Source organism: Bradyrhizobium sp. NBAIM18 (genome assembly GCF_020193825.1).
In the GTDB taxonomy this organism is placed as follows: Bacteria; Pseudomonadota; Alphaproteobacteria; order Rhizobiales; family Xanthobacteraceae; genus Bradyrhizobium; species Bradyrhizobium yuanmingense.
Genome location: NZ_JADYVO010000015.1, coordinates 12,847 through 29,270, shown reverse-complemented (window position 1 = coordinate 29,270; position 16,424 = coordinate 12,847). Strand labels below are relative to the sequence as shown.

Below are 16,424 nucleotides of genomic sequence, written 5' to 3'. Positions count from 1 at the left end.
TGCCGAGGATAAATCGCGCCCGGCAGCGATTTTGGCGCTGTCATACGCGGGCTTGGCCCGCTGATCCATCGCGTTTTTGTGAAATAATGAATCCGGCGATCACCGGCGCAAGCGGCCTGCGGTATCGACGGATGGGAACGCTGCCCGGCTAGGGTTTCAGCAGCTCAATTGGTCCAAGCGAAGGCAACCTTGTCGAGCGCCTTCGGTCCGAAACGCTCCGACGAGCGCGCCACCATGCGACCACCCAGGGCGCGGTAGAACTCGGTAGCGGGATCGTTGTCCGAGAGCGCCCACACCACCATGCTCTTCAGCCCGCTCTGCATCAGGTCGCGGCGGGCGGCGGCAAACAGGCGGCGGCCGAAGCCGAGGCCCTGAAACTCGGGCCGCAGATAAAGCTCGTAGATCTCGCCGTCGAAATGCAGGCTGCGGGCCCGGTTGCGGCCGTAATTGGCATAGCCGGCGATCTTGTCACCGAACACCAGCACGCTGACACGGCTGCCCTTGCGGATCGCGCTGTCCCACCACTGCGGACCGCGGCGGTTGATCAGCTTCTCCAGCTCGGCACCGGGAATTATGCCCTGATAGGCCGAACGCCAAGCTTCGTCATGCGTCGACGCCACCGCAGTTGCATCTGCAGCTTTGGCCGGCCGGACCTCGATCAGGGTTGTGCTCATGGACGCGATCAAACCAAGTCGCCGCGTCGGCGGCAAGACCTATCGTTAATTATCGGTTAACCTGTGGACTTTCTGCATCAGTATTTTAACCGTGTTGTACCGAAAAAGGACAGGGCCCAATGCTGAGGGCACCGGCGGGCCGTGCCTCGGTGCAAAACTCCTGTTGCGGCAACGAAGGAACGGCGATGGGCACCGCAGAAAGTCCGCCCATGGTGATTCGTTCCTACTAGTGTGGCTGTCGCTGTTCTTGTTCGCTCTCGCCAATTCATGCGGCTCCTCAACACCATCGCGCTCGTGCCTCTGCTGGCTTTGCTGACTGCGCCGCCTCTGTGCGCAGAGGTCAGGTTCGGTCCATCCGGAGAGGAGGGCGAGCCGTTTCGTCGGCAGGAATGGCGCGTGCCAACGCCGGATACCGATCTTGCTGCGCATGCCCTGCTGTTTCGCCCCTCGGGCCCAGGTCCGTTCCGGCTCGCGGTGATCGCACACGCCTCGACGCAGAACACGCTGCGTCGGGTGCAAATGCCGCAGCCGGAATACCGCCCGCTCGCCGGCTATCTCGTCGCGCGCGGCTTTGCCGTGCTGGTGCCGGAGCGGCCCGGCCATGGTGCCACCGGCGGCCGCTACCTCGAGGATCAGGGCGGCTGCGACGAGCCCGACTACACGCGCTCGGGCCGCGCAACGGCCGAGGCAATCAAACTGGCGCTGGTCCAGCTGCAAAAGCAGGATTTCATCCGCAAGGATGGCGCGATCGTGATCGGCCATTCCGCCGGCGGATGGGGTGCGCTGGCGCTCGCCGGTGCCGATCCGAAGGTGATCTCCGCCATCACCGTGTTTGCACCGGGACGCGGCGGCCATGCCAATGATGAGCCGAACCGAATCTGCGCGCCGCACACCCTGCTCGCCGCCGCAGCGGAATTCGGCAAGACCGCGCGCATTCCCGTCACCTGGCTCGTTGCGCCCAATGACAGCTATTTCGCGCCGGCATTCTCGCAGAAACTCGTCGATGCGTTTCGCGGCACGGGCGGCAAGGCCGAGTTTCGCCCGCTGGCGGCCGTCGGCAGCGAAGGCCATTGGATGATCGAAACCGAAGCCGGCGTCAAAGCCGCCAGCAGCGAACTCGCGCGGGCGCTGAACCCGCCCAAGCCTATGGCGACCAAGAAGCCATGACGCTGTATTTCCTGGTCAAATTTGTACACGTCCTCGGCGCCATCGTCATTCTCGGCACCGGGACCGGCATCGCCTTCTTCATGCTGATGGCGCATCGCACGCAGGACCCGGAGTTCATCGCCCGCACCGCTTCGGTCGTGGTCATCGCGGATGCGATCTTCACGCTGTCGGCCGTGATCCTCCAGCCGGTCAGCGGCGGCGTGCTGATGATGCTGTCGGCGACCTCGATCACGGAGCGCTGGCTGCTGGCCTCACTCGCGCTCTACGCGATTGCCGGCTTGTTCTGGGTGCCGGTCGTGTTCATGCAGATCGAGATGCGCGACCTCGCGCGCAAGGCTGCTGCGCAGCGCAGTGCGCTCCCACAGCGCTATTTCGTGCTATTCCGCCGCTGGTTCGCGTTCGGCTTCCCCGGCTTCGGCGCGACGATGGCCATCCTGTGGCTGATGATCGCGAAACCGTTTTGAGAGAAGCGATGAGTGAGCGAACCGTTTTGGTGCTCGGCGCCTCCGGCCTGATCGGCCGCTTCGTCACCGACGATCTGCGCACGCGGGGCTTTCGCGTCGTCGGCGTGGCGCGGAGCCTGTCGCCGGCGCAGAGGATGAGCGCGCTGGACATCGAGCTGCCGATCCTCATCCTCGACACGGCCGCGCTGACGCGTCTCCTCAGCGAGCACGCGGTAGACGTCGTCGTGAACTGTCTCGGCGTGCTCCAGGATGGCCCCGGCAGCAACACGAGCGCGGTGCATCGCGATTTCGTCGCGCGACTGCTTCAGGCGATCGGCGGCAGCGGCCGCGCAATCCGGCTGGTGCACATCTCGATCCCCGGCTCCGCGGAGGCGGACCGCACCGCCTTCGCTACGACCAAACGCGAGGCCGAGCGCCTGATCGGGGCTAGCGGCATTCCCCATGCCATCCTGCGGCCCGGCTTCGTGGTCGCACCGTCAGCCTATGGCGGTAGCGCCATGCTCCGCGCGCTTGCAGCCTTTCCGATCGATTTGCCGGCCAAGGACATGGCAACGTCATTTCAGCCCGTGGCCATCGAGGATATTACGGCGACCATCGCCTGGCTCGCCGCGCGCGACATCGACGATGCCTCGTTGAGGGCGGTGAGCTGGGACCTGATGCAGGCCGAACCGATCACCATGGCCGGCGTCATCAGGCCGTTTCGCCGTGCGTTCGGCACGGACGGCTGGCCGCGCATCGCGATGCCGCGCTTCCTGCTCGATCTCGGCGTGAAACTCGGCGATGTCGCCTGCTATCTCGGCTGGACGCCGCCGATGCGCTCGACCGCCATTGCCGAGCTGCGTCGCGGCGTGACTGGCGATCCGTCAGCGTGGAGCGCCGCGACGGGTATCGCGCCGAAGCATCTGGCTGAGGCGATCGGACGCCATCCTGCCAGCATCCAGGACAAATGGTTCGCGCGCCTGTTCCTGGTCAAGGCGCTGATTTTCGCAAGCCTGGTCGCGTTCTGGGTCGTCTCCGGTTTCATCGCCTTGTTCGTGTCCTACGGTGCCGCCGCCGGCATTTTGACCGCGCACAACTTTCCGCCCGCGCTGGTTGATCCCATCACCATCGGCACCAGCCTGATGGACATGAGCATCGGTGTCTTGATCGCCTTCCGCCGAACGGCTGCGATCGGCTTGGTCGCGGGTATTTTCGCTTCGCTCGGCTATATGCTGGGCGCGGCGATCCTGACGCCCGACCTCTGGATCGAGCCGCTTGGCGCGCTGGTGAAGACCGGGCCGGCGATCGTCTTGATGGTCGTCGCGCTCCTGATGCTGGATAACCGATAGCGTTTTCGAGCGAAGTGGATTCCGCTTCGCGTGAAGAAAACTCGTCAAAAAGAGAGTCTGATGCCCAAATGGCCTGACGACGACGTCATTCTGTTCGACGGCATCTGCATCTTCTGCTCACGCTGGGTCCACATCGTCGCCAAGCGCGACACCGCGAGGCAGTTTCGGTTCACGCCGATCCAGTCGGATTATGGCGCCCGGCTCGCGCGCACGTTCGGCATCGACCCCGATGATCCCGACACCAACGCGGTTGTCCACGGCGGCGAGGTGTTCATGAAGTCGGATGCTGCGCTGACGGTGCTGTCGCAACTCCCAGGCTGGCGCTGGGTGCGCGCATTATTCGCGTTGCCGAAGCCGCTGCGGGATGCGGTCTACAGCCTCGTCGCGCGCAACCGCTATCGCATCTTCGGAAAGTATGACGCCTGCTTCGTGCCAGATGCGGATTTGCGAGCGCGAGTGATCGAGTAGCCCGCAATGACGGAGCTTGCAGCTAAGGCTTGCCCAGAGCCGCCAGCACTTCCTTCGCCGCCCGCTCGCCGCTGTCCCGTGCACCATGCGCCGTCGTGAAGAAATTCGGCGACGTCGCCTCTCCCGCAAAAAACAGTCGCCCATCGACCGGCGCGGCCAGCACTGCGCGATCCCCCGCGTGCCCGGGCAGCGCATGCGAATACGACCCCCGCGCGAAGGGATCGCGGGCCCAGCGCGATTCGTACAGCGGCTTCAGCTTGCGGCGGATGTCGTTGCCGAGAAAACCCGCGATCTCGCTGATGGCTTGGGCGGCGATGGCACCGTCGCCGGCATCTTCCAGCGCGCGGGCAAAGCTGCCGCCGAAAAAGCCCTCGATGCAGGGCTGGCCGAACGGGCGGATGTGATAGGTGCCCATCTCCGTGCGCATGGTGGCGCCGCGTAGATTGCCTTCTGTCGGAAAGGTCTCGGCGTCATCGAGGGCCAGCGTCACCTTATCGTCGACGCCGAGCGGCAGGCCGGCCGCTGCGTTTACCTTTGCGGGGAGCGGCGGCGAGAAGCGGATGGCTTCCTCCGCGATGAGATTGGTCGGCACGGTGACGATCGCCTTGTCCGCGGTCAGCGCGCCCCGCGACGTCTCGATGTGGACGCGTTTGTCCGAATGATCGATCAGCGCGACATTGCAATTCAGCGCCACCAGGCAGGGCGCACCATAGGCCGCAATCAGCGCGCCATAGCCGCGGCGGACGCGCCAATTGAAGTTGGTGTCCTCATAGGCGTCCCAGTCCAGCGTCGACATATCCTTCAGCTCGCAGCCGTTGATATAGGTCGAGATCGCGTCGATCATCGGATTCCAGCGATTGCCGGGTTCCAAATGCGAGCTCGCGGCCTCGTCCTTACCTGTTTGCGCCGCTTCCCACAGACGCTCATAGAACGCGTCCATTGCGCGCATGAAATCGTCGCGCTCGCTTTCCGGAAAGGCATTGCCGTAGGCCCGCTCGCGCCAGGGCGGCAGGTCCTTGTTGAGCTCGAAACCGAGCTGTCGCGCGATCGGCACGAAAGAGTTCTTGTCGGCCGAATGCAGCCAGCCGCAGCCGACGTCGAACGTCACCTCGGGCGAGGCCTGCACGGTCCAGGCCCGGCCGCCGAGCCGCTCACGCGCCTCCAGCACGATGACGGAGAGGCCAGTGTCCGTCAGTGCATGGGCTGCGCCGAGGCCGGCGGCCCCGGCGCCGATGATCGCAACGTCGACGGAGGAGGGGAGGGAGGTCATGGGCGGGCTCTAACACGTTCGTGAAGAGTGCTGAAGCCGCCACGCGCACAGCTGTCATCGCCCGGCTTGACCGGGCGATCCAGTATTCCAGAGACGATCGTTGTAGGCCGAGAAGCCGCGGCGTACTGGATGCCCCGGTCAAGCCGGGGCATGACAATGAGTGTGTACCGCGGCCTTACGCCACCGCTTCCTTGGCCTTTTCCGCGCGCTTGCGCTCGTTCGGGTCGAGGTGCTTCTTGCGCAGGCGGATCGACTTCGGGGTGACCTCGACCAGCTCGTCGTCTTCGATATAGGCGAGTGCCTTTTCCAGCGTCATGCGGATCGGCGGGGTCAGGCGCACCGCTTCGTCCTTCGAGGTGGTGCGGATGTTGGTGAGCTGCTTGCCCTTGAGCACGTTGATCTCGAGATCGTTGTCGCGGGTGTGCTCGCCGACGATCATGCCGCGATAGACCTTCCAGCCCGGCTCGATCATCATCGGGCCGCGGTCTTCCAGCTTGAACATGGCGTAAGCCACCGCTTCGCCCTGGTCGTTGGAGATCAGGACGCCGTTGCGGCGGCCCTGGATCTCGCCCTTGTAAGGGGCATAGCCGTGGAACAGGCGGTTCATGATCGCGGTGCCGCGGGTGTCGGTGAGCAATTCGCCCTGGTAGCCGATCAGGCCGCGGGTGGGCGCGTAGAACACCAGGCGCTGACGATTGCCGCCCGAGGGCTTCATCTCGATCAGCTCGGATTTGCGCTCGCTCATTTTCTGCACGACGACGCCGGAATGCTCCTCGTCGACGTCGATCACGACCTCCTCGATCGGCTCCATGGTGGCGCCGGTTGCTTCGTCCTTCTGGTAGACGACGCGCGGACGTGACACCGACAGCTCGAAGCCTTCGCGGCGCATGGTCTCGATCAGGATCGCGAGCTGGAGTTCGCCGCGGCCGGACACTTCCATTGCGTCCTTGTCGGCAGATTCGACGACGCGCAGCGCGACGTTGCCCTCGGCTTCGCGCAGGAGACGGTCGCGGATCATGCGGCTCGTCACCTTGTCGCCTTCGGTGCCGGCGAGCGGGGAGTTGTTGACGATGAACGACATCGACACGGTCGGCGGATCGATCGGCTGCGCCGGCAGCGGCACCTCGACGGTCGGATCGCAGAAGGTGTCGGCGACGGTGCCCTTGGTCAGGCCCGCAATGGCGACAATGTCGCCGGCTTCGGCTTCGTCGAGCGGCGTGCGCTCGAGGCCGCGGAACGCCAGGATCTTGGTGATGCGCCCGGACTCGACCAGCTTGCCGTCGGCGTTCAGCACCTTGACCTGCTGGTTCGGCTTCAGCGTGCCGGAAGAGATGCGGCCGGTGATGATGCGGCCGAGATAGGGGTTGGCTTCGAGGATGGTGCCGATCATGCGGAACGGACCTTCCTCGACCTTCGGCGGAGCGACGTGGCGCAAGATCAGGTCGAACAGCGGCTCCATGCCCTTGTCCTGCGGACCTTCGGGGCTATCCGCCATCCAGCCCTGCTTGGCCGACCCGTAGAGGATCGGGAAATCGAGCTGCTCCTCGCTGGCATCGAGCGCCGCGAACAGGTCGAACACCTCGTTAATTACTTCGGTCGGGCGCGCGTCGGGGCGGTCGACCTTGTTGATGACGACGATCGGCTTGAGGCCGACCTTGAGCGCCTTGGAGACCACGAATTTGGTCTGCGGCAGCGGGCCTTCGGCGGCGTCGACCAGCACCAGGGCGCCGTCCACCATGTTGAGGATGCGCTCGACCTCACCGCCGAAATCGGCGTGGCCGGGGGTGTCGACGATGTTGACGCGGGTGTCCTTCCACTGCACCGAGGCCGCTTTGGCCAGGATGGTGATGCCGCGCTCGCGCTCCAGATCGTTGGAGTCCATGGCGCGATCGGTCACCTTCTGGTTCTCGCGGAACGTGCCGGACTGCTGCAGGAGTTTGTCGACCAGGGTCGTCTTGCCGTGGTCGACGTGGGCGATGATGGCGACGTTACGAAGATTCATGAGTGAGCTTCTTTGCGGTCGAACAATGGGTTAAGCGCGATCTCGCCGGTCGGACCGGGACCTCTTCTCGAAACAACGCTGGAAGACTGGAAACGGGGCGCTTTCCGCCCAAAAAGGAAGCCCGGCCATATCAGACCGGGCGCCCTGCGCGTTGCGGCGCAATATATGCAAAAACGGCCAAAAAACAATGTGTTCTTTGGCCGTTGGTTGACTGAATTTTGTCCGGGAATCCCCGGGATTTAGGGCTGGGTCGGGGGATGAGCGGGGATCCTGCGTCCCTTGATCGCCGCCCAGATCATCGCGACCCCGCCGATCCCCACGACCAGTCCCAGAAAGACGAACGGCGCGATGTCGCCAGCGATCTTGCCGTCCTCGAACATCGACACTCCGCCGAACAGGAGTGCGCAGAGACCCGGCAGCAGCATGAAGATCCCGGCGATCGCCATCAGGGCGGTGAGGCAGCCGCTGCGAGCTGGGCCGGACGTTGGTGCGGGTGGCGGTAGAACCGGCGGTGGCGTGTCGCTCATCATGGTGCCTCCTCGGTTTGCCTCGCCTCGTGATAGGTCTGCCCCTCGAGCCCGGCGCGAATCCGGGAGATGGCGCCATTCCGATAGAAGAGATTGTAGGTGTCGAACGGGATGATCGCCCCCTGCTCGGTCACGAAATGGATGCAGCTGCGCTTGACGTTGCCGACGCAGAAATTGAAGCGGTCGAGAAACTGCACGATGGTGACGCGGAAGACGTTTTCGTAGGTGAGGCCTTGCGGCACCTCGAAGCTCGGCAGGCAGCACAGGAGCTCGCAGACGCGGTCGCTCGTGTTCAGCGGGCCAGAGGACAGCGAAAACAGATCCAAGAACTTCTCCTGGAATTTTTCGCGCAGCACCGGATATTTCTCCGGGCTGATCGTGTTGGGCATCACCGCCACGAGCTGCTCCTGCGGGATCAGCGAGGTCAGCGGCAGCACCTTCTCGCCGTTGCGCAGGCCATAGCCGATCGAGATGCTCTCGGGGTTGCAGGGCAGCGGGATCATGTCCTTGTCGCCGAACACGCCGGTTTCGATCACGCGCTTGCGGATCTCCGACAGCATGATGCGGTCGGTATTCTTGTCGAAGCTCTCGTTGCGGCCGGCATCCTGGACCGGCTGCAATGTCACCCCGCGCACGCACGTCCAGGTCAGCGCGTGGCGCACGATGTCGCCGATCTCGGAATCGTTGACGCCGCGCTTGATGGTCGCGACCAGCGTGGTCGAGATGCCGCAATGCTCGAGATTTTCCAGCGCCTGCTGGCGGATTTTTCGCAAGTCCGCGCCGCGCAGATTGATCAGCGCATCGCGATGCAGCGAATCGAACTGGAGATAGATCTCCAGCCCGCGCCTGTTTTCGGCGAGCCGCGCCACGAAATCCTTTTCGCGGGCGATGCGCAGGCCGTTGGTGTTGATCATGACGTGGCGGATCGGCCGGGCGCGCACCGCGTCCAGGATCGCGAAGAAGTCGGGATGCAGCGTTGGCTCGCCGCCGGAAATCTGCACGAGATCGGGCTCGCCTTCGCTGGCGACCAGCGCGTCGAGCATCTTCTCCACCGTCGCGAGCGGCGTGAATTTGGTTCGTGCCGGCGAGGACTCCGCAAAGCAGACCGGGCAGGTGAGGTTGCAATGCTCGGTGATCTCGATTAGCGCCAGGCAGGAATGCTGCTCGTGGTCGGGACAGAGACCGCAATCATAGGGGCAGCCGAATTGGGTTCGTTCCTGGAATTGCAGCGGCCGGTCGCCCGGCTTAATGAAATCCTTGCACAGCCGCCAATAGGCGGCATCGGTCGACACCAACGTCGATTGCACGCCGTGCTCCCTGCAGCGCTTTTCGTACCAGACCTCGTTGCCGAGAATCTGGATCTTGGTCGGCACCAGCTTCAGGCAGGTCTCGCAAAGAGATTGGGTCTGGCCCCAGAAGATGTAGGGACGCGACTTACGCAACGGCGCGTTCATGCAAGTGACTCTTTTTGTAAGCGTCTCGCTTTGGGTGCCGTCGCCAGCATGAATGCGGCGTAGAGCAGGACGGACAGCGACAGCAGGTGAAACAGGGTCAGGGACCCGATCAGCGTGCCATAGGGCTTGAGGAATTCCCATACGAAGCGTTGCATTCCGTAATAGGCGAGCACCAGGTAGAAACCATTGGTGATCGTGAACGCGTTCCGGTTCAAGACCGCCACCACATAGGCGAGCGCGAACAGGGCCATGGCCGCGCTCTCGTAGAGCTGCACGGGATGGCGGCGAACGCCGTCGCCGAAATCATGGCCGAAGGGCAGCGCCGTCGGCGTGCCATAGGTGAAATCGTCGAGGCCCGCGAGGTAACAGCCGATCCGGCCGATCGCGATGCCGAGCGCCAGCGGCAACGCGAACCGCGCGCCGGTTCGCACCGTGACGCCTGCGGACCATTTGTAGAGCTCGATTCCCACGATGCCGCCGGCCAGCCCGCCCTCGACCGAGCGCGCAATGCCGCTTTGCCCGGACAGCCACAGATTGGCGGAGCCGAACAGATAGGCGCCAAGGCCTGCGCCAAACACCAGCGTGGCGATATAGGGCAGCGCGAAGGATTGCGAGGGAAACTGCAAGCCCCGTCGCGACAGCCAATAGACGGCGGCAGCCGCCGCCAGCCAGGCCAGGATGTCGAAGAGAGTGTGAAGGAAAGCCCCGCTCATGCGGGGCCAGTATAGCACGACCGCGGTTAAAACGGCGCGCCGCGCATTATTGCAGGGGAGAAGAAGCTACCCGGCCTCCCGCTCCTCGGTCGGATAGACCCCGCGCAGCACTTCCTCGAAATGCATCTTTACGGCATCGTTGCACAGGCAGGCGCGCAGCCTCAGACCGTCGCGGTTGCGGACCAGGATCGAACCGCGCCTGGTGTCGAGCACGCCTTCGGCCTTGAACGACTGAAGCACGCGGCTGGCATAGGAGCGGCCAACGCCGAGCAAAGTCGCGAGCTGTTCGTGGGTCAGCGGCACACTGGTCTCGTCGCCAGTCCGCTCCATCGCCGCCAGGATCCATTTGGCGGTGCGCTGCTCGATCGAATGGATCGCGTTGCAGGCGGTCGACTGGAAGATCTGGGCCAGCATGCAATCGGCATAGCGGGCAAAGACGTTGCGCAGCGACGCCGAGCGCAGCTTGGCTGCTTCCAGCTTGGCAACGTGAATGCGCGCAAACGGTCCGCCGAATTTGACGCAGATCCGGGTATAGGCCGGCAGAAACCCCTCGCTGACGATGCCGCCCACCGCGCCTTCGCGGCCGACCAAAATGGTTTCGACGTCGCGGCCATCCTCGTTCGGGACGAGGAAAGTCGCGAGCGACGGGCCGCAAGGGAAGTGGACCACCTGCACGTCATCGCCGGGATTGTAGAGCAAGTGCCCGGCTGCAGAGTCCTCGACGGTCACGTGCGGCGCCACGAGGCCGTAGTCGACCTGACTCAAACGCCGCAGCAGATTGTTGGCCGGCCGGCTCTCGACCTCGGTGACCTTTCCGATACGCGCATCCATCCTGAACTCCCACCCTTCCTCCCCACCTTAGCGAGTTCCATCCTCCGGCTGTGTGCACAAGTGGACAGACCAGAGAACAATGATGTGGTGAGTTTCGTTCCGGGAACCCCCCGATGCGCTGCACGCAGGCATCGTGTCGCGGCAGTCCTGATCCGAAAACCTCGAACCAACATGCGATCATGGCACCCGCAAACTGCAATGGAACAGGCTGGCCGGCCGATGTTCTGATCGTCGAGGACGACCCGATCATCGCGATCGATTTCGAGGATCGCCTGCTCGGATTTGGTGTGGCCGCCGTGCGGACCGCGGGTTCGGTGACGCAGGCGTTGAACGCCATCGCCAAACGGACACCCGATTTCGCGCTGCTCGATGTCGAGCTGATCCGCGAGACGAGCTTTGCGATCGCCGAGCGGCTGATCGCGCTAAAGGTTCCGTTCGTGTTCGTCACCGGCTACGGCGCAGAGGCGCGCATTCCGTCCGAACCGGCGGGCCGGCCGCGGCTGCAGAAGCCGTGCTCGAGCGAGGCGCTGGAGGCGGCGCTGCAGGCACGGGACACCTGATCGCTATTTGCCGGAGCGAATGCAGAGCTCGGCGAGGTCGGTCTCGACGCCCTGGAAGAAGGTGTGCGGAAGCGGCGGCGAGGAGGCCTTCTTGATCGCCGCACTCTGCGCAATCGCCTCCTGATCGGACAATTGCAGGAAACGTTTCAGCGCCTTCGAGCGACTCTTCCTGGCGAACGCCTCCAGGTGCTCTTCAGTTGCATCGGACGGATTGAGACGGAGCAGAGCTTCGTTGCCTGTCTGCAATGGATAGACCGCTCCAAGTTTCACGCGGGCGATCACGTTGTAGCGGTCGAAATGCTCGAAGATCAAATCCAGGATCTTCGCCTGACGTATCGGCTCTTCCATCGCGAGATAGCGCTTTACGTCCGGATTGCTCTTCAGGCTTTCCAATTCGGCTGCGCCGGCAAATGGATTGTCGGAGATCTGCCGGACGATGAACGCCGATGTACCTTCCAGCATATGCGTGCCCCATGTGATGACGATATCGCGGCCGCGCGGTTCGAGCTGGTCGGCAGCCAACCCCTTGTCCGTCAGGCATGCCGGGTCGGCGCTTGCGCGCAGTGACTTGCCGAGCTCGGCGGTCAGCGCCTTGCCGTAAGGCGAAGCGAGGGCCTCGCGCACCAGCGTCGCTTTGTCCTGAGCCTTCTCTTGGGTCTGCGCGCATGTGGGGGATGCTGCGCTCAGCAGCAGCGCAATAACGATCGTTCGGCGGCTGAACGGCACGGCATCAACTCGAAAATCGCTGGGACGGCATCACGCCCTCGAAAATGCGCGGGCGCTCGCAATTGTCGTCCGGGCCGGCCGGATGGTTCATCCGGCTTCGAATTGGCCGTCACGCAAGCTTCGGATCGAGCGTGGTCGACCACAGCGCGACGTCGGCGCGATCGCGCAGGGTCACCGTCATCCGACCGGACGCGCCGTCGATCTTGACGTGTCCGAAGAACTGCATGCCGGCGGACGGCGGCAGGTTCTGGCTGTCCTTGCCCGGCACCTTGACGAAGCGCACCTCGGGGCCGAAGGTATTGTCGAGCGCGTTCGGGCCGAACGTGCCGGCATGCAGCGGGCCCGAGACGAATTCCCAGAACGGCTCGAACTCCTGAAATTGCGCCTTGTTCGGATCGTAATAGTGCGCGGCGGCGTAGTGCACGTCCGCGGTCAGCCACACCGTGTTGCTGATCGGCGCCATCTTGATGAAGCGCAGGATGTCGGCGATCTCGAGCTCACGGCCACGCACCGGGCCGTCGCCCTGCGCAACGGCTTCCGAGCCGCCCTTCGGCGTGTCGGAGACGATCAGGCCGATCGGCATGTCGGACGCGATCACCTTCCAGGTCGCGCGCGAGTTCAGCAGGCCGCGCTTGAGCCAGGCGATCTGCTCCGGGCCGAGGAAATAGCTGGCGGGGCCATAGGCGGTTTCGAGATTGGCACCGTTCGGCCCGCGATAGCTGCGCTCGTCGAGCACGAATACGTCGAGATGCGGGCCGTAGGAGATCTGGCGATAGACGCGGCCGGGTTCAGTGATGCTCTCCCGCAGCGGGTACATCTCGTGGAAGGCCCGGCCCGCGCGGGCTGCGAGCAGCGCGATGTCGCGCACCTTGTAGGCGGCCGGCAAGTCTTTCGACAGCGACCAGTTGTTGGTGACCTCGTGGTCGTCCCACTGCACGAAGACCGGCACCTCGGCATTGAAGGCGCGGAGATTGTCGTCGGTGAGATTGTATTTGTACGCGGCGCGGTACTCGTCCAGCGTCTCGGCGACCTTGGCTTTCCCCGGAATGGTGAGATTCTTCCAGATCTTGCCGTCGGCGAGCTTCACCTCGGGTTGGATCGGACCGTCGGCATAGATCGTGTCGCCCGAGTGCAGGAAAAAATCCGGCCGGTGCTTGCGCATTGTCGAGAAGGTGACCATGCCGCCGTCGTCGGGATTGATGCCCCAGCCCTGCCCTGCGACGTCGCCGCCCCAGACGAAGCTGACGTCGCGGCGGTCGGCCGGCGCGGTGCGGAAGCGGCCGGTCACCGCCCCGCCCTCGATCGCGCTGTGGGATAGATCGCGGAAGCGGACGCGGTAGAAGATGTCGTGGCCGGCCGGAAGATTCTCGACCAGCATCTTCGCGGTGAAGTCGCTTTCGGGCAGCGCCGCGATCGGCGGCAATGGGCGGGCGTCCCTAAAGGACTCGCTCGTGGCGACCTCGACCAGCATCTGCGATGGACGGTCGGCGCGCGCCCACACCACGCCGCCATCGACGGTGATGTCGCCCGCTTGCACGCCGTGGGTGACCGCCGGCCGATCAGCCGCGCGCGAAAGATACGGCATCGCCATTGTGCCGAGCGCACCGGCGCTGCTGGCGAGGAAGCGGCGGCGGGAGAATGTGATGGTCATGAGGCTCCGACCCCGGGGCTTGCGGGGGGAGCCCCGTCATTCCGGGGCGCGTAGCGCGAACCCGGAATCCATGTCTCCCCGCGAATGCTGCGCAATGGATTCCGGGTTCGATGCTTCGCATCGCCCCGGAATGACGTTGGGAGCTATATTGAGACAATGTGACGCAGCAATAACGCGCGCGGGCGCTCACGCGTTGCCGGCGGCCCGGAACTGCGCGCTGGCACGTTGCAGGTTCGGCGGCAGGCTGAACAGCACAGCCTTGCGGTCGGCGACGGCGGCGTGGAATTGGTCGAGTGCGATGTTGAAGGCGGTGAGCGCGGCTTCCTCGATCGCGCCGTGATCGAAGCAGCGCAGCGTGTCGCGCAGGATCTCATCGGCCTCGGTCTGCATCTGGTCCAGCTCTTCGGTCGTCTCGCACTTGCGTGCCGCGGCAATCATGTCGAGCAGGCGTTCGCGCTGGTGATTGTTGTTGTCGCGCTCGTCCTTCTTCAGATAACCGGCGAACCAGGCGCCGACCGAGCCCATGGCCGAAAGCGCCATCAGGCTCCACCAGATGTAATCGCTGTATTTGTCGAGGAAGGTCTTCTCCTCGCCGTCGACGAAAGCGGCCGCACCCGGATGCGCCGGGATCACTGCATCCTTGTCGGTGTCGGGCGTCTCGATCTTCGCCGCCAGCGGGAATTCCGTCACCAGTTGCTGGCGCACGGCGAACAGCTGGCGCGTGAACGCTGCGATGTCGGCCTCGGATACGCCTTTGCGCGCCACGATGTGGTGCGCGAAGCTGATGGTCTTGACCTCGTCGTCGGGGCGATCGGGCGAGCCGCCGTAAGTGCCTGCGGGAATCTCGGCCGCTTCATAGATCGGATGGTTTTGCGCGATCGCGTCGGCGGAATCGATGGCAAGGAAGGTTGGCGTGCCGCCCTCCCTGACCGATGCCGAGATCGCGTCCGCCGTGATCTTGCTGTTGACCGGGCCTGCTGCGAGATAGACGTCGGCCTTCTGCGCCTTGATCGCCTCGGCAACTTCATTGACGGGAAATTGCACGATCTCGACCTTGGTCGGGTCGACGCCGTATTGGTGGAGGATCACCTTGAGCAGATTGACGTTGGCCTGGGTGCGGCCGATGACCCCGACGCGATGGCCGGCGAGCTGCGCGATCTTGGTGATCTTCGCGCCCTTCTTCTTTCCTTTGGCGGGCACGGACCACAGCACCACGACGTTCTTGCGCAGGGTCGCGACAGCCTGCGCGTTCTTCGGCACGTCGAGATCGCCGCGCACGATGGCGAGATCGACCTTGCCTTCCGCGAGCGCATTGGCACTGGCGGTCGCGCCGTCGGTCTGGATCGGGCGCAGCCGCACATAGCTCTTGTGCTGCGCGAAGCCTTGCGTCAGCGCCTGCACGACCTTGACGTCGTCGCTGTTGGCGGGGCCGACCGCGATTCTGAGCGTCACGGGACGCATCGCGAAGTAATAGCCGCCGGCGACCACGCCGACGATCGCAAGCAGGAACGCCAGAGACACGAGCGCCGTCTTCCGCGCCGCGGATCGCGGCGAAGGCGGAGGGGGCGCTTCGGCCAGGTCCAATCCCCCGGTCATCGATCTCCCAAACAGGCGCTTCAGGCTCAGTTTCATCTTGGCCGGCGATTTACGCCCGCAATTGTAGCAAATTTCTTGTCCGGCGGGGTTACATCTCCGTCATGGTTAGCGGATGGAGGAAATCCCCCGTATGAACCCGGGCGTCGGCACGGCGTTAGGGTAAAGTTCCTCCGAAGGATGGAGATGGTGATGGCAGAACGGCTCTCGGCGGAGGCGCGCAGGCAGGCGCTGGGCGGACTATCCGGCTGGACTGACGTCCAAGGCCGCGACGCCATCGGGAAAACCTTTGTCTTCAAGGATTTCAACGAGGCGTTCGGCTTCATGACCCGCGCCGCGCTGGTCGCGGAGAAGATGGATCACCACCCCGAATGGCGCAACGTCTACAAGACGGTGGAGGTGGTGCTGTCGACCCACGACGCCGGCGGCGTCACCGCGCGCGACATGGCGCTCGCCAAGGCGATGAACGCCATCGCAGGCTGACACCAAGCAGACGTCTTGCAGGGACCGGCTGCATCCCCATCTTGTGATCAGCCGGGATCGGGCGGTCCTCCGCCTCCCGCAGAACGGGGAGCATTTGAGCATGGCTGCCGAGCACAGCGTTGGCTTCGAGCCGGCCGATCGGCTCGCGGAAGATCGCGAGAGCGTGCGCCGCCGCTTCTGGCGCAAGCTGAAGCGGGTCGCTGCGCATCTGCCGTTCGCGGAGGATCTACTTGCCGCCTATTACTGCGCGTTCGACCGGCAGACGCCGCGTCACGTCCAGGCTTCGCTGCTCGGTGCAATCGCCTATTTCGTCCTGCCGTTCGATTTCGTCGCGGACGTGATGCCCATGCTCGGCTTCGCCGATGACGCCGCCGTGCTCGCCACCGCCATCCGCATGGTTGCCGGCCACATCACGCACGAGCATCGCGAGGCCGCCCGCGCCGTGCTGAGGCGCGGCATAGATGAGGCGGACGGCAAAGCAGAAGTCGCGTAGCCTACGCGACTTCTGCCACC

Annotated in this window: 17 protein-coding genes; 7 read left to right on the top strand and 10 right to left on the bottom strand. The window is 64.4% G+C overall.

Annotated features, from left to right (window positions below):
- Nucleotides 1-164: 164 nt before the first annotated feature.
- Nucleotides 165-674, bottom strand: a complete 510-nt coding sequence (locus I6F17_RS26730) for a GNAT family N-acetyltransferase (protein ID WP_024338772.1) — start codon at nt 672-674, stop codon at nt 165-167.
- A 267-nt stretch (nt 675-941) separates the two neighbouring features.
- Here I6F17_RS26730 and I6F17_RS26725 point away from each other — a divergent pair, with 267 nt between their 5' ends.
- From I6F17_RS26725 to I6F17_RS26710, 4 genes are read left to right on the top strand one after another with little or no spacing between them, the layout of a single operon-like run.
- Complete coding sequence (locus I6F17_RS26725) at nt 942-1,841, top strand: alpha/beta fold hydrolase (RefSeq protein WP_225127505.1); 900 nt, start codon at nt 942-944, stop codon at nt 1,839-1,841.
- Nucleotides 1,838-2,305, top strand: a complete 468-nt coding sequence (locus tag I6F17_RS26720) for a DUF2269 domain-containing protein (RefSeq protein ID WP_036002858.1) — start codon at nt 1,838-1,840, stop codon at nt 2,303-2,305. The genes I6F17_RS26725 and I6F17_RS26720 overlap by 4 nt, the downstream gene beginning before the upstream one ends.
- 8 nt (nt 2,306-2,313) lie before the next feature.
- The gene (locus I6F17_RS26715; protein ID WP_225127507.1) at nt 2,314-3,633 is read left to right on the top strand and encodes an SDR family oxidoreductase; all 1,320 of its coding nucleotides are present in this window, start codon (nt 2,314-2,316) and stop codon (nt 3,631-3,633) included.
- Between the two features lie 60 nt (nt 3,634-3,693).
- Nucleotides 3,694-4,101, top strand: coding sequence for a DCC1-like thiol-disulfide oxidoreductase family protein (locus tag I6F17_RS26710; protein WP_225127519.1), 408 nt, complete (start codon nt 3,694-3,696; stop codon nt 4,099-4,101).
- 22 nt (nt 4,102-4,123) lie between these two features.
- Here the strand turns inward: I6F17_RS26710 and I6F17_RS26705 are convergent, their stop codons facing one another.
- The 6 genes from I6F17_RS26705 to I6F17_RS26680 form a co-directional block, all read right to left on the bottom strand.
- On the bottom strand, nt 4,124-5,371 hold the full coding sequence (locus I6F17_RS26705) for an NAD(P)/FAD-dependent oxidoreductase (RefSeq protein WP_036038795.1): 1,248 nt from the start codon (nt 5,369-5,371) through the stop codon (nt 4,124-4,126).
- Between the two features lie 175 nt (nt 5,372-5,546).
- A complete protein-coding gene (gene typA, locus I6F17_RS26700) occupies nt 5,547-7,373 on the bottom strand; it encodes a translational GTPase TypA (protein ID WP_036002847.1) in 1,827 nt (608 codons plus the stop codon).
- Between the two features lie 239 nt (nt 7,374-7,612).
- A complete protein-coding gene (locus I6F17_RS26695; RefSeq protein WP_225132029.1) occupies nt 7,613-7,900 on the bottom strand; it encodes a hypothetical protein in 288 nt (95 codons plus the stop codon).
- Nucleotides 7,900-9,354, bottom strand: a complete 1,455-nt coding sequence (locus I6F17_RS26690) for a radical SAM protein (protein WP_225132028.1) — start codon at nt 9,352-9,354, stop codon at nt 7,900-7,902. Before I6F17_RS26690 ends, I6F17_RS26695 begins: the two co-directional genes overlap by 1 nt.
- A complete protein-coding gene (locus tag I6F17_RS26685; RefSeq protein ID WP_225132027.1) occupies nt 9,351-10,067 on the bottom strand; it encodes a prolipoprotein diacylglyceryl transferase family protein in 717 nt (238 codons plus the stop codon). The genes I6F17_RS26690 and I6F17_RS26685 overlap by 4 nt, the downstream gene beginning before the upstream one ends.
- A 66-nt stretch (nt 10,068-10,133) precedes the next feature.
- Entirely contained in the window at nt 10,134-10,898 is a 765-nt protein-coding gene (locus I6F17_RS26680) for a helix-turn-helix domain-containing protein (RefSeq protein ID WP_225132026.1), read from the bottom strand.
- A 179-nt stretch (nt 10,899-11,077) separates the two neighbouring features.
- Between I6F17_RS26680 and I6F17_RS26675 the strand changes: the two genes are divergently transcribed.
- Nucleotides 11,078-11,458 carry a response regulator gene (locus I6F17_RS26675; RefSeq protein WP_225132025.1) on the top strand — a complete coding sequence of 127 codons (381 nt, stop codon included), beginning with the start codon at nt 11,078-11,080 and terminating at the stop codon, nt 11,456-11,458.
- 3 nt (nt 11,459-11,461) lie between these two features.
- On the opposite strand, the gene I6F17_RS26670 is transcribed toward I6F17_RS26675, so the two are convergent.
- From I6F17_RS26670 to I6F17_RS26660, 3 genes are all read right to left on the bottom strand, one after another.
- Nucleotides 11,462-12,184, bottom strand: a complete 723-nt coding sequence (locus I6F17_RS26670) for a hypothetical protein (RefSeq protein WP_225132024.1) — start codon at nt 12,182-12,184, stop codon at nt 11,462-11,464.
- Nucleotides 12,185-12,293: 109 nt separating this feature from the next.
- On the bottom strand, nt 12,294-13,835 hold the full coding sequence (locus I6F17_RS26665) for an alkaline phosphatase D family protein (RefSeq protein ID WP_225132023.1): 1,542 nt from the start codon (nt 13,833-13,835) through the stop codon (nt 12,294-12,296).
- Nucleotides 13,836-14,021: 186 nt separating this feature from the next.
- Complete coding sequence (locus tag I6F17_RS26660) at nt 14,022-15,467, bottom strand: TAXI family TRAP transporter solute-binding subunit (RefSeq protein WP_225132022.1); 1,446 nt, start codon at nt 15,465-15,467, stop codon at nt 14,022-14,024.
- Between the two features lie 153 nt (nt 15,468-15,620).
- On the opposite strand from I6F17_RS26660, the gene I6F17_RS26655 reads away from it, so the two are divergent.
- Nucleotides 15,621-15,911 (top strand): 4a-hydroxytetrahydrobiopterin dehydratase, encoded by a 291-nt coding sequence (locus I6F17_RS26655; protein ID WP_036002826.1) that lies wholly within the window; start codon nt 15,621-15,623, stop codon nt 15,909-15,911.
- 100 nt (nt 15,912-16,011) lie between these two features.
- Nucleotides 16,012-16,404 carry a YkvA family protein gene (locus tag I6F17_RS26650; protein ID WP_225132021.1) on the top strand — a complete coding sequence of 131 codons (393 nt, stop codon included), beginning with the start codon at nt 16,012-16,014 and terminating at the stop codon, nt 16,402-16,404.
- The last annotated feature ends 20 nt before the right edge of the window (nt 16,405-16,424 follow it).

Bases quoted from the DNA above. Each gene is read 5' to 3' on its own strand.
- I6F17_RS26730 (WP_024338772.1), bottom strand. From the start codon at position 674: ATGAGCACAACCCTGATCGAGGTCCGGCCGGCCAAAGCTGCAGATGCA.
- I6F17_RS26725 (WP_225127505.1), top strand. From the start codon at position 942: ATGCGGCTCCTCAACACCATCGCGCTCGTGCCTCTGCTGGCTTTGCTG.
- I6F17_RS26720 (WP_036002858.1), top strand. From the start codon at position 1,838: ATGACGCTGTATTTCCTGGTCAAATTTGTACACGTCCTCGGCGCCATC.
- I6F17_RS26715 (WP_225127507.1), top strand. From the start codon at position 2,314: ATGAGTGAGCGAACCGTTTTGGTGCTCGGCGCCTCCGGCCTGATCGGC.
- I6F17_RS26710 (WP_225127519.1), top strand. From the start codon at position 3,694: ATGCCCAAATGGCCTGACGACGACGTCATTCTGTTCGACGGCATCTGC.
- I6F17_RS26705 (WP_036038795.1), bottom strand. From the start codon at position 5,371: ATGACCTCCCTCCCCTCCTCCGTCGACGTTGCGATCATCGGCGCCGGG.
- typA (WP_036002847.1), bottom strand. From the start codon at position 7,373: ATGAATCTTCGTAACGTCGCCATCATCGCCCACGTCGACCACGGCAAG.
- I6F17_RS26695 (WP_225132029.1), bottom strand. From the start codon at position 7,900: ATGAGCGACACGCCACCGCCGGTTCTACCGCCACCCGCACCAACGTCC.
- I6F17_RS26690 (WP_225132028.1), bottom strand. From the start codon at position 9,354: ATGAACGCGCCGTTGCGTAAGTCGCGTCCCTACATCTTCTGGGGCCAG.
- I6F17_RS26685 (WP_225132027.1), bottom strand. From the start codon at position 10,067: ATGAGCGGGGCTTTCCTTCACACTCTCTTCGACATCCTGGCCTGGCTG.
- I6F17_RS26680 (WP_225132026.1), bottom strand. From the start codon at position 10,898: ATGGATGCGCGTATCGGAAAGGTCACCGAGGTCGAGAGCCGGCCGGCC.
- I6F17_RS26675 (WP_225132025.1), top strand. From the start codon at position 11,078: ATGGCACCCGCAAACTGCAATGGAACAGGCTGGCCGGCCGATGTTCTG.
- I6F17_RS26665 (WP_225132023.1), bottom strand. From the start codon at position 13,835: ATGACCATCACATTCTCCCGCCGCCGCTTCCTCGCCAGCAGCGCCGGT.
- I6F17_RS26660 (WP_225132022.1), bottom strand. From the start codon at position 15,467: ATGAAACTGAGCCTGAAGCGCCTGTTTGGGAGATCGATGACCGGGGGA.
- I6F17_RS26655 (WP_036002826.1), top strand. From the start codon at position 15,621: ATGGCAGAACGGCTCTCGGCGGAGGCGCGCAGGCAGGCGCTGGGCGGA.
- I6F17_RS26650 (WP_225132021.1), top strand. From the start codon at position 16,012: ATGGCTGCCGAGCACAGCGTTGGCTTCGAGCCGGCCGATCGGCTCGCG.